We start from the raw sequence: 11,627 nt of genomic DNA, 5'->3' as shown, positions 1-11,627 counted from the left end.
AGGCGCGCGCGGAGGAGCAGGAGCGGGCTCGGCTGGAACGGGAGGCGGAGCAGCGGCGCCTGCGAGAGGAGCGGGAGCGGCAGGAGGCGGAGCGTCGGCGTCTGGAGGCGGAGCGGGAGGAGCGCGAGAGGCGGGAGTGGGAGTCCGCCGTCAGTGCCGCCTCGATCAAGGCGGTTCACGCCCTACGGGCGGAGCACTTCGGCACAGCCCTGGAGCAGTGGAAGGTGGCTGGAGAGATCCGGGTGTTCTGCGTCGCTCTGGACGAAGCCGCCGCCACATCGGACGACGCCGTCGAAGCCGAGCGGCTGCGAGAGTGGTCGGCTTGGGGGAAGGCGGAGGCCGACCGGCTGGACCCCACCGTGAACGGCAGGGGCCTGGCCGTTCTCGACTTCCACGCGGAGCCGACGGGAGATCAGCTACGGCCCTTTCTCGGCGGCTGGAACCCGCACCGGCCGGAGAGGGAGCAGCCTGCGGCACGGCCCGAGCCGCCGAAGCCGACCCCGGAGCCGTGGCGCGGCTCTATCGACGCACGTCAGGATCAAGGCTGGCGATACGGACGCCAAGGTCGCGCTCAATGGTGGAGGCGATGACGCCGTGCCCACGGTCGCGTAGGGCCTTGACCGCCTTCTCCACCAGCTGGCCGAGCCGGATGACCTCTTCGCGCAGTGCGACCAGCTCGTCGTAGCGCTCAGCCTTGTCGTCGCCGCACCACACCCGGACGGTCCGCAGGACGGCCGCCTCCGCATCCAACTTGCGGTCGTCCCGACGACGGTACGAGTACCAGGAGGGCTGTGCGCGCTCCTGCTCGATGTCCTGCTGCTTGCGGTCCACCTCTGGGAGGATCTCATCGGCGAGGCGGCCCGCTACCTGACGGGCGACGCGTTCGGTGACCGGCCAGCCGGCCAGGCACATGCCGGCGCGGTCCTCGTGCACCATCGGGTCACTGCGGAGCGCGGTGGCGTCCATGCCGATGAGCGGCGCCGTCTCGTCGAGTCGGCTCAGTTTTAGAACTCCCGCGTCCGCCACCCCTCGGCGGAGGCGCAGCCTGTTCTTCGGCCTGACGAACCCGAGGATCAGGCGCGCGGCCTCGAAGTCCGTGCTGCCTCGTACGTGGCGTGACGCTTCGGTCAGTCTGAGCTCTGCCTCGTCATCCGCGCGGAACGCGTCGACGTCTGACCACGGTGCTACGAGGCAGCCGGGGCTGACCCATTCCTGCAGGCCGGCGTCATCCCCTTCCAGGAACCGGACATGGACCCAGCCAGACCTGCCACGACCGCCCCCCCGGACGATCTCCACCTGCCTGACAGGGCTGCCCAGCTCCTTCGGCCTCGCGCGGTATGCCCAGTGCTCGCCAGTCTCCATGTACCTATTGAGCCAGGTCCGTTGGCCCCGCGACTGGGCAATCGTCGTAACTGCTGGAGTGAGACGGCTGCGCGGAGTTGACGCGGCCTCGCGGAGGTCACGGACATGGCTGTGCCCTCCGGGAGTGGTCGCTGGAGGGCACAGCACTTTGCTTGCTACGACTTGACGGGCACCCGTGACACTCCGCGTGCCCGCAGGAGATCACTCAGCACGCGCACTGGTGACGTGGCACTCATGGCCAAACGTGCGTCGAGCGCTGTCTCCCACTGCTCGGTCAGCCCCAGCATGAGGCGCTTACGCATGCCTGGGGTGACGTGGGCGTAGCGTGCCGAGACCGAGCCGTCGATGTGGCCCATGCGTTCGTCCATGAGCACCTTCTCGGTTCCCAGGTCCTCCATTATCGTCCGGTGGGTGTGGCGGAGGCCGTGGGGCGTGAGTCCCTTGGCTATCGGGAGCCAGCAGGCGTCGGCCCGATCGCTGGCACCCCGCCCTCGGGCCGGGACGCCGGGCCAAGGCTCGCCGAGCAGGGGCACCGGCCGGGGCTCCTGTGGTGCCTTCTTCGGGTACCAGCCGGAGACCGCCGGCGTGAACAGCCAGGTGGCGAAACCGTTCCTGCGCCAGTGGGCGGCATGCTCCGGCACGACGCCGCCCCACACGAACCGGAGGTCCGCGATGGCCTGCTCGACCTTCTCTCGCGTGGCCTCGGTGACCCGTTCCGGGTGGTTGAGCACGTTGGACACCGTGCCTGTCGAGACGCTGGCACGACGGGCGACGTCGACGAGCTTCGCGCCCTGGTGGCCCCCGGTACGGGCCGCGCCCTGTCCTCGGAAGACGTAGGTCTTGCCGTGGCAGGGGCATGGCTTGGGCTTCGTGCGGGCGATGTGGTTCGCGACCAGCGCGGACAGCCAGTCCATCGAGTCGATGGTGCGGTAGCTGTCGTCCTTCGGCGGGCAGCGCACCAACTCCCCCGTGTCGAGCTCGTACAGCTGCCACTCGACCCGGACGGCTCCAGGGCGGACGAACGCGGTCTCCAAGCCGACGATCTCGCCCCAGCGCATGCCGGTGTACCCCTTGAGGACCACGGCGACGAACTCGTCGTCGCGGCCGGAGAGCAGGGCGGCGCGCTCGGCGGTCAGCAGGATGCCGAGCGCGTCGGTGACCACCTTCTCCGGACCACGGTCTCGGGAGCGGCCGGCGCGCTTACCCCGTCCGCGCCGCCGAGCGGCCGGGTTGGACGTGATCAGGCCCTCGTCGATCGCGTCCTCGAAGATCAGGTGGAGTGTCGAGCGCCAGGTCTTGACGCTGGAGGCCGCGTAGAGGGCCTTCTCCTTCTTCTCCCACAGCTCGACGTCCGTGCGCAGGATGCCGGCGAGCGCCTTGTCCTCGAACTCGGGGAGCAGGTGCTCCTCGATGTGGCGCTTGTAGTTCTGCATGGTCGAGGCCGCCAGGTCCTGGGCCTCATACCAGCGGTTCGCGTACTCGCCGAAGGTCTCCTGGCCGAGCGCCGGGTCGCGCCAGTCGCCGCGACGGTACTTGTTCTCGGCCTCGGCCGCTGCCCGTTGGGCCTCGCCCTTGGTGGCGAACCTGATCGCCTTGCCGTTCTCGTCGACGACCGTGTTGTGCTTGCCGGGCGCGACCTTGTACCTGCCGCGCCAGTAGTTTCCGCGCTTCTCCGCGAAACCCAAGTCCCGCTGCCCCCTCTTCCTTTCTTCGGCTACGGCAGATGCGATCGGGTCACGCGACAGTGCTGTACTGCTGCTGTCGACGCGGCGGGCGGGCCCGCAGGCGAGTCGCCTGCGCCACGGCAGGGCGGCGACGTGGCGCGGAGTCGGTCTGCGTAACGGGCCCAGAGAGCGGCTCGGTCGCCCGGGCGGCTATCTGCGCAGGCTGGGCCGGCCGCTCCTCGTAGAGGCGGATGATCTCGGCGAGGTGCTCGGCGGTGAAGCGGTAGGCCCGGCCGACCCGGGTGTGCGGGATCAGACGCCGTCGCGCGCGGTCCTTGACCCACCAGGCCGAGCAGCCGAGGGTGTCGGCGATCTCCTCGGGACGGTAGAGGCGGGGTGGAGGGGCGTCGGACGGCCTGTGGGGGATGGGCGCGGGCGTGGGTCGGTGCAAGGGGGCGGCTCCTGGTCGCGAGGGCGAGGACGGATGCATGAGCGGCTCAGGTGGCGCCCGGACCTGGAGGAGGGCGAGGGGCGATACCTGCAGGGCTTCGGCGATGGCGACGAGGTCGTCAATATCGCATCGCCGCTTGGCGAGTTCGATGCGGGACAGCATCGTGTTGGACATAGGACGGCCCAATGCGGAACACCGCGCGGCGAGTTGGCGCTGCCCAAGACCGCGTTCCGTGCGGAGGATTTCGATGGTGCGAGCCGCCAGCATTCCTGCGGGCCCTATTTCCAGAGATCGTGCTGCCATGGCTCCAGTTGTAGCGTGCATTCGCCGGTTTGGTTAACCGGCGATCGTCGGCTATGTTGCGCCGCGCTCAATCGGTGAGCGAGGCGGTCGGGGTGCTGCGCAAGGCCGGATCCCCGAACGGGCCCCGACACCAGAGAGCCTCTCTGACGTGGGGTGTTGTGTTGTAGCTTCGTCGCTCGCAGGACGTCAACGGCTTGCCGATGTGATCCTTCTGGCTCGAGATGCGGGGTAACTATTTGGCCAACCGCCGATCGTGCCCTACCGTTTTCGCACCGCCCTCTCCGTCTCGATTTCCAGCAGCATTTCTGCCGTGAGAGATTGCGCCGGATAGGGCTGGACTTGCGCGCCGTGGGTGTGGCTATGTTGACGACGCCCGGAAAGCGCGAGCGGCCATCAACGCGTTCGCGTCAACGGCCGGACATCCCCGCCCTTCACGCCCGTCTCCGCCCCCGACCGACGGTGAACCGTGGGCACCCAGCCCACCGGCCACCGAGTGAGGACCGCCCCTCTTGGCACGAATCCGCACCATCAAGCCGGAAGCCTTCGTCTCCGAGTCCCTGGCAGCCGTCTCCCTGACCGCCGAGCGCACCTTCTTCGGCCTGCTCACCCAGGCCGACGACCAGGGGCGTCACCGCGACCACGCCGCGATCATCGCCGGGCAGCTGTGGGTCCTGCGCCCGGAACACACGCCTGGCGATGTCGAGCAGGACCTCGCCCAGCTCGCCGACGCCGGGCTGATATGCCGCTACAAGGGCCCGGGCGACAAGCGCTACCTGCACATCGTCACCTGGCAGCAGCATCAGAAGATCAACCGCCCCAGCGCGAGCCGTCTTCCCGCCTGCCCGCACCACGACACGCAGACTCGCACCGCGCCCGGCGTCGGCGCGCCGGCTGCGGGAGCCGGCATCACGGAGCCCGCATCGCAACCTCACGGAGCCCTCCGTGAGGACTCCGGGCGAATACGCGAGCCTGCGGTGAATCCGGTCACCGATGATGAAACAGCAGGTCAGAGCGATCTCCGTGAGCCCTCCGTGAGACAGCGGGGAGGGCTCAGTGAGGGAGCGGTGACGCCTCACGGTCCGGATCTAGGACCTAGGATCATGGATCTAGGAAATACCCCTTCGGGGGGCGCGAGCGCCCCCGCACCCCACGCCGTCTCGGCCAACCAGCTCATCGCCGAGTACGCCGCCGCTTGCACACACCGTCCGCCCAAGGACGTCCTGGGCCATCTCGCTCGCGAAGTGCGCAAGCTGCTCGGCGAGGGCATCGACCCCGCCCACATCCGGGCCGGCCTAGAACGGCACCGTGCCAAGGGCCTGCATCCCAGCACTCTGCCGAGCCTCGTGCACGAGGCCATGAACGCGGCCTCCGCCGCGCCGGTTGTCCACAGGGCGTGGACAAACCCCGCCGATGTCGAAGCCGCCTACGGAGGTGACCTCTGACCGCCACCCTCACCCGCGAGCCCCACCGGGTCGGCCCACTCGCCGACCGGCTCAACGGCATCCTTGCCAGTCGCGGCATCGACCTCGCCACCGCCGCCGTCGAGGACGGGCAGGCCGAGCCCGTCACCGCGCTGGAACTCGCCGACGCCAGGATCCCCGCCCGGTACCGCCGAGCCCTGGCCGGCCATCCGAAGGTCACCGCCTGGGCCCACGAGATCGCCCGCGCCGGGCGCCCCGGCCCGGGCGGGCCGGGCATCGCCGAAGGCCCGTCGCTGCTGATCGCCGGCCCCACGGGCACGGGCAAGACGTACCAGGCGTACGGCGCCATCCGCACCCTGCTCGCGCGAGGGGTCCGTCTGCGCTGGGAAGCGACCACCACCGCCGACTTCCACGCGCGCCTGCGCCCCCGCGCCGGCCACGACGCTGAACGTGACCTGCAGACCCTGGCGCGCTGCCCGCTGCTGTTCCTGGACGACCTCGGCGCGGCCAAGACCAGCGAATGGACCGAGGAGCTGACCTACCGGCTCATCAACCACCGGTACGAGCACATGCTCCCAACCCTCATCACCACCAACCTTCCGATGGAGCAGCTGCGCGTCTCCCTCGGTGACCGCGTCGCCTCCCGCCTCGCCGAGATGACGGAGCGCGTCATCCTCGACGGCCCCGACCGACGACGCCGCACAGCGCCCGCCGTCTGACTGACCGCCTCAGCGCCCTCTCCTGGCCGGGCCCGCCGCATCACCCGCGCTCACACCAGCCCCGCCCGCGCCAGCCACTCGCGTAGGCGGTTGCTCAGCGTTCCGTCGATTCACCCCCTTCGCCCTCATTCCTCCAGGCCTTGGAGCCCCCTCCTGCCTCCTCTCAGTCCCGTCCCCCTCGCCATGCGGATCAGCGGCACGCCGCTCCTCCCTGACTGGGCCACCTCCCCGGTGATGACCGTGGCGCTCCTCATCCCGCCCGTGCTGCTTGGCCTGCTCGCCGGGTGGCTTGTCCGCCAGCAGCGCCGCCGACCGCATCACACCAAGCGCCGGCACGGAGCCGTCGCAGTGCCGGTCGCGGCCGTGGCCGCGCTCGGCTGCACCGCATACAGCGCGGACACCAGCTGGCGGTTCGCCGCCGACTACCTCGACATGGGCGGTACCGCCGAGCGCGTCTCGATGTTCGCCGCCGCCGAGCTGGCCCTGTTCGCCACCGCCCTGATGGCCCGGCAGAACCTCAACGGCCCGAAGCAGGCACCCGGCCTGCCCGGCACCCTCACCTGGGTCATCACCGCCGTCCAGGTTCTGCCCGCCTACGCCGAGTCCGGGCTGGTCGGCGGCACCGTGCGAGCCTTCGTCGGCCCCGTCATGGCCGCGATGCTGTGGCACCTGGCCATGGGCATCGAGCTGCGCCACCGCGCCCCCGACGCCACCTCACGCGGCCTGGCCGCCGTCCTCGTCCGTCAGGCACGCGAACGCCTCCTGGCTCGACTCGGCATCGCCGACCAGGACGCCGACGCCGCCCGGCTCATCCGCGAGCGCGCGCTGAGCGAAGCCGTCACCCTCATCCTGCGCGCCGAGTCGATGACCGACCGCCAGCGCGGCAAGCGGCGGCAACGACGCCTGGCGGAACGCCTGCACGAGGCCCTGGAGCGGGCCGACGTCGACGGAGATCCGCTCCAGGACGAGCTGCTGCTGCGCAAGCTCTCCACCCGCAAGCAGGCCCTCGGCCTCGCTTCCATCACGCTGCCGCCGCGCTGGGAGGTCCCGGTCTCTTACCCTGCCCGTGGGTCCGGGCACAGCAGCCCGGGCTCCGGCCGCACGGCACAACTGCCGCGGGCAGAGGAAACTGCCCGCCCGCACCCGTCAGATCCGGGTGGCGACGAGGTGCCTCCGGTTGCCCGCCCGCAGCCTGCCCGCCCGGGGCCCGGGCTGCCCGCACGGGCAGAAACCGAAGACAGCCCTGCACTCGCGGGCAACAGCTCGGGCAGCGTGTCGGGCAGGCGCGAGCAGAAACCGGCTGCCCGGAAGAAGCGCGACGCCGGCAAAGCCCGTGCCTCCGACGAGGTCATCCTCAAGCACGCTCGCCGCATCCATCAGGAGACCGGCAGCGTCGGACGCGACCGGGTCGAGGACGCCCTGCGCGCCGCCGGCTACACCGTCTCCAGCGACGGCGTCGGACGAGTCGTCCGCGAGTTCAAGGCCCAGCTCAAAGCCGCAGCCGGCCATCCACCCCGCTGATCCCCGCCGCATCAGCATTCCCGACCACGCCCCGACCCGAAAGGCCCCATGCAGACCCCGCACCACGAAGACCCCATGGCCGCCGAGGAATCCCTGCCGTCCAATCCTGCCCCAGGCGGAGCAAGTTGGAGGTTCGGACACTCCCCCGCGGGGAGAGCGCCCGAACCCGACCCCGCCCCGGGGGTGGCGGGGCCCGTCCGGCGCCAGGGGGCGCCGGACGGGAAGGCTGCGACCGAGGGCGGACCGCAGCCAGGCAAGGTCAGCCGCAAGGGCAAGGCCAGGAAGGGTAAGTCGCGTCCGCGTGACAAGAAGCAGCGCCCGGCTCACAGCGTCCGCCTCAACGACCAGGAACTCGGCATCATCCAGGCCGGCGCCGACCACGTCGGCATGAGCGTGGCCGGGTTCCTGGCCCACTCCGCGTTGGCTGCTGCCCGGGACCAGTCCCGCACTGCAGCGGCCATCGCGACCGAGCGGGACATCTTGACTGCCCTGTTTGGTGTGCGTCGTCAGCTCGGCTGGGCAGGCGGCAACGTCAACCAGATCGCCAAGGCCCTCAACTCCGGTGCCGACGCACCGCACTTCGCTGCTGCCCTGGCCGACCTGCAGCGTGCCGCGCAGGCCGTCCAGCGGGCAGCCGACAGGGTCGCCAACGGGCAGGAGGGCGAGGCGGCTTGATCCCCCGGATTCACCAGCAGGGCAGCAACACCCTCGGGCTCCTGCATTACCTGTACGGCAAGGGCACCCACGAGGAGCACATCGACCCGCACCTGGTCGCTTCCTTCGACGGCATGGCCCCCGACCCCGGCCGCGACCCCTCGGTCACGAAGAAGGACCTCCAGCACCTCCTCGACCAGCCCCTGTCGCTGCTCGACGTGGACCTGCGTCCCGACAAGCACGTCTGGCACTGCTCGGTGCGCGCCGCCCCGGACGACCCGATCCTGTCCGACGAGCAGTGGGGCGACATCGCCCGCCGCATGGTCGCCGCCGCCGGCATCGACCCCGGCGACGGCGCCGGCTGCCGCTGGGCGGCCGTCCGGCACGCCGAAGACCACATCCACATCATCGCCACCCTCATCCGCGAGGACGGCCGCCGCCCCGACCACCACCGCTCCGGCAAACGCGCCCAGGCCGAGTGCCGCCTGATCGAAAAGGAACTCGGCCTGCACCAGGTCGCGCCCGGAGACGGCACCGCCGCCAAGCGGGCCAGCAGCGCCGAGCGGCACAAGGCCGAACGGGCGGGCAGGGAGCGTCCGGCGCGCGAGGAGCTGCGGGAGACCGTACGGCGCGCGGTCGCCGGCGCTGGCAGCGAGGAGGAGTTCTTCGACCGGCTGGCCGCCGCCGGTCTGCTGATCCGCAAGCGCGTCGCGCCCTCCGGCGACCTGCTCGGCTACAAGGTCGCCCTGCCCGATGACCGCAACGGTGAGAGGGAGCCAGTGTTCTACGCGGGCTCCACGCTCGCACCCGATCTGTCCCTGCCCCGCATCCGCGAACGCTGGACGCTTTCCGCGGAGGCCGCTTCGGCGGACGGTACGCGGCCGGAGCAGCCAGCCCTGCCGGACGTGACAGGTCCCGCGTTCGCGCGGCGCCGGGCCACCGCCGCCGCCTGGCAGGCGCTGCTGATCATCGACCACGGTGACGACGGCGCGGCAGCGGCGCAGATTGCGGCTGCGGGTGAGGTCCTGGACGCGCTGGCCAAGACCGCCGCCGCCCACACCCGCGCTGAGCTGCGCGAGGCAGCCTTCGCATTCGAGCGGGCCAGCCGCTCCCACGTGAAGGCCGTACGCGGGCACGACCGGGCCCTGCGCCAGGCCGCCCGTGACCTCGTCCACAGCGGACCCGCTCTGGGCCGCGGCGAAGACGGCGCCACCACCGCCATGCTCATCGACATGGCCTTCTTCCTCGCCACCACCGCGGCCAACTGGCATGCCAAGAAGCACCACGCCCAGCAGGCCGCAGCAGCCCGGCAAGCAGCCGAGCACCTACGCGCCGCCTACCAGGCCGCCGCAGGTGAGCCCATGGCCGTCCTCCGCCAGCGAGGCCAACGCCTGGCCCCGCGTGCTCGGCAGCGGCAAGCCGACCTTCTCCACCAGGTGCTGCCGGAGCTGGCCGCACAGATCCAGGCCGAGCCCGGCTGGCCCGCCCTGGCCGCCACCCTCGACGACGCCCGCAGAGCCGGCCATGACCCGGGCGCCCTGCTGACCGAAGCCGCCGGACGGCGGGTGCTTGACACCGCCACCTCCATCAGCGACGTCCTGGTATGGCGCTTGCGGCGTAGTGCCCACCTGCCCGCCCTGCCCGAAAACTCCCACGACGCACCGCGAGGCAGTCGGCGCCAGGGGTCGGCGGCGCCCCGCGCGTTGCCGAAGCAGGGCGCCCTGAACGACCCCACCCGTCGGCGCTGACCAGCGAAAAGCCGACGGAACATAGCCGACGATCGGCGGTTGGGCAAACCGCCGATTCTCCGGATCATTGATGCCTCCACCCACCCCACTCCTGTGAGGAGCACCCGTATGCCCACAACCCAAGCCCGGCCCGAGATCGTCGTCCTGCTCTGCGACGCGGACATCAAGCGCAAGCGTGAAACCAACACGTGGAACCACCTCGACGGGCGCCCGTTCAGCAAGGAGGAACGGGACCTGGTCCTCAGTGCCACCCGCGTCGAGTTCGAAGAAATAAAGGAGCAGTTCAAGCGCTACCGGGAGTACCGGCGCACGGTGGACGAAGCTCCGGATGCTCTGGAGCGCTTCCTGGCCCCGTTCATGGAGCGGCTCGCCGAGAAGAAGCTGGGCAACGCCGTCGAGCTCATGAACGAGGACGAGCGAGCCGAGCTCGATCACCTCCTCGGGCTCATCGTCGAACCAGTCCGTCCCTTCGCCCCGTACACCTTCTAACCGGGGCCCGCATGACCACCATGACGGTGCTCCGCTCCCAAGACGGAGCCAGCCTCCGGCACACCGAGCCATGGGCGTTCAGGCGGTAGCCGGCCCAACGCGCCGCCGCAACGAACAACGGGGCACAGCGACGAACCGCTCCCTGTAACCGCGGACCGTGACGCCACGCAGACGCCGACCAAGGCACAGCAGCACGAAGCCGGGCCTCCCCGAGGGGAGGCCCGGCTTCCATGCATTGGATGGCCTCAGCTGGCTGGAGCGCGCAGGAGCCGGTCGCGTGTGCTCTCCGGCAGCACCCGGCGCAGGACCGGTGCGCTGGAGCTGAGGGAGCTCGCGAACGCGGCGACGAGGTCGTGCGGCACGCTGCTGCTGAACGACGCGGCCCACAGGTAGCCCGCGCCGAACACCGGCTCGGCCCACGCCTGCCACCCGGCCAGGGCCGCCTCGTCCGCCTCAGCCACCAGCGCCAGGGGATCGCCATCCTGGATGAGGGGCGGCACCTCGCCGAGGCGGATGTGGGAGGCGAACGTCGGATCCACCGCGCCCCTGCCGGGCTGGTCGACGTCGCGCAGCCACCCGTGCGCCGTAACCGCATCCAGGACCAGCTCGTGCCCACCACACGGCAGGGCGGGCTGATCGCGGGAGTCGAGCGCGGCCAGGAAGCAGGCGAGGGTCTCCCCCGGGACATCGGGGGTGAAGTAAGCCGACCACTGGGCGAGCGGGCTGCGCAGGTCCGTACGGGCGGACACCTGCCAGGCGATCGGCAGGTTCCCCAGGTGGAACGGCTCGTCCGGCAGAACCCACTGCGCCCACCGCAGTGAGTCGGGGCTGATGTGCAGGACAGTGCTGCGCAGTATCTGCCGGTCCTCCGGCGCCTCGCCCGGCTCCTGGCGCCCACGGACGAGTGTCAGGCTCGTCCAACCCAGGTCGGCGAGCGAGTCGGCAACAGCGTCGTAGAAGCGTCCGTCGTCACCGGCCAGGTGCCGGGGACCGACCCAGTAAGCGGACGGGACGACGGCCGGAGCGGGTGGATCGATCGGGAAATCGGGATGCAGGGGGCCTCCAAGGGCTTGGGGTCTTTGTGTCGCCACCGTCAGGCAGACGGTGAGCTACCGCCGAAGTCAGCGCTACCGAGAAAGTTCGAGCTGCTGTTGTCACACCTGTCGGGCGGTCTCCAGCACGCGAGCGACTGCGGCAGCGACGACATCGGCCGGCGTCTCAGTGTCGAAGGACATCTGGTAACCGCGCACCTTGGCCGTACCAGTGACGGCGATCTTCCACCCCTCGCCGTCGGT

The 11,627-nt window shown here is 70.8% G+C and carries 11 protein-coding genes and 2 pseudogenes; 7 read left to right on the top strand and 6 right to left on the bottom strand.

Translation table 11 applies throughout. The features are described from left to right. Positions 1-590: pseudogene (locus tag IE312_RS40175) on the top strand (PE-PGRS family protein); the annotation flags it as partial. On the opposite strand, the gene IE312_RS15280 reads toward IE312_RS40175, so the two are convergent. The 4 genes and pseudogenes from IE312_RS15280 to IE312_RS15265 all read right to left on the bottom strand — a co-directional run. Continuing rightward, positions 520-1,362, bottom strand: a complete 843-nt coding sequence (locus IE312_RS15280; RefSeq protein WP_189982073.1) for a PE-PGRS family protein — start codon at positions 1,360-1,362, stop codon at positions 520-522. The pseudogene IE312_RS40175 and the gene IE312_RS15280 sit on opposite strands and share 71 nt — an antisense overlap. A 155-nt stretch (positions 1,363-1,517) precedes the next feature. After that, positions 1,518-3,047: a LacI family DNA-binding transcriptional regulator gene (locus IE312_RS15275; protein WP_189982071.1), complete on the bottom strand. Its 1,530-nt coding sequence runs from the start codon at positions 3,045-3,047 to the stop codon at positions 1,518-1,520. Between the two features lie 49 nt (positions 3,048-3,096). After that, the gene (locus IE312_RS15270; protein ID WP_189982278.1) at positions 3,097-3,477 is read right to left on the bottom strand and encodes a helix-turn-helix domain-containing protein; all 381 of its coding nucleotides are present in this window, start codon (positions 3,475-3,477) and stop codon (positions 3,097-3,099) included. A 66-nt stretch (positions 3,478-3,543) separates the two neighbouring features. Next, positions 3,544-3,780, bottom strand: a pseudogene (locus IE312_RS15265) (helix-turn-helix domain-containing protein); the annotation flags it as partial. Between the two features lie 509 nt (positions 3,781-4,289). Between IE312_RS15265 and IE312_RS15260 the strand changes: the two are divergent. From IE312_RS15260 to IE312_RS15235, 6 genes are all read left to right on the top strand, one after another. Continuing rightward, a complete protein-coding gene (locus IE312_RS15260) occupies positions 4,290-5,222 on the top strand; it encodes a hypothetical protein (RefSeq protein ID WP_189982068.1) in 933 nt (310 codons plus the stop codon). After that, the gene (locus IE312_RS15255; RefSeq protein ID WP_189982276.1) at positions 5,219-5,920 is read left to right on the top strand and encodes an ATP-binding protein; all 702 of its coding nucleotides are present in this window, start codon (positions 5,219-5,221) and stop codon (positions 5,918-5,920) included. The genes IE312_RS15260 and IE312_RS15255 overlap by 4 nt, the downstream gene beginning before the upstream one ends. 234 nt (positions 5,921-6,154) lie before the next feature. Then, positions 6,155-7,441, top strand: a complete 1,287-nt coding sequence (locus tag IE312_RS15250) for a hypothetical protein (protein ID WP_229899789.1) — start codon at positions 6,155-6,157, stop codon at positions 7,439-7,441. A 183-nt stretch (positions 7,442-7,624) separates the two neighbouring features. Further along, positions 7,625-8,116 (top strand): plasmid mobilization protein, encoded by a 492-nt coding sequence (locus tag IE312_RS15245; RefSeq protein WP_189982064.1) that lies wholly within the window; start codon positions 7,625-7,627, stop codon positions 8,114-8,116. Beyond that, positions 8,113-9,843, top strand: coding sequence for a relaxase/mobilization nuclease domain-containing protein (locus tag IE312_RS15240; protein ID WP_189982062.1), 1,731 nt, complete (start codon positions 8,113-8,115; stop codon positions 9,841-9,843). The genes IE312_RS15245 and IE312_RS15240 overlap by 4 nt, the downstream gene beginning before the upstream one ends. A 108-nt stretch (positions 9,844-9,951) precedes the next feature. Beyond that, positions 9,952-10,332, top strand: a complete 381-nt coding sequence (locus IE312_RS15235; protein ID WP_189982060.1) for a hypothetical protein — start codon at positions 9,952-9,954, stop codon at positions 10,330-10,332. A 245-nt stretch (positions 10,333-10,577) separates the two neighbouring features. Here IE312_RS15235 and IE312_RS15230 read toward each other — a convergent pair whose 3' ends face one another. Then, positions 10,578-11,423 carry an SPDY domain-containing protein gene (locus tag IE312_RS15230; protein ID WP_189982058.1) on the bottom strand — a complete coding sequence of 282 codons (846 nt, stop codon included), beginning with the start codon at positions 11,421-11,423 and terminating at the stop codon, positions 10,578-10,580. 63 nt (positions 11,424-11,486) lie between these two features. Further along, positions 11,487-11,627 (bottom strand): DUF317 domain-containing protein (locus IE312_RS40170; protein WP_229899854.1); only part of this gene is annotated, 141 nt, incomplete at its 5' end.

Origin of the sequence: Streptomyces capoamus, from assembly GCF_014654935.1 — a bacterium.
In the GTDB taxonomy this organism is placed as follows: domain Bacteria; phylum Actinomycetota; class Actinomycetes; order Streptomycetales; family Streptomycetaceae; genus Streptomyces; species Streptomyces capoamus.
This window is presented reverse-complemented; position numbering and strand designations above follow the sequence as displayed.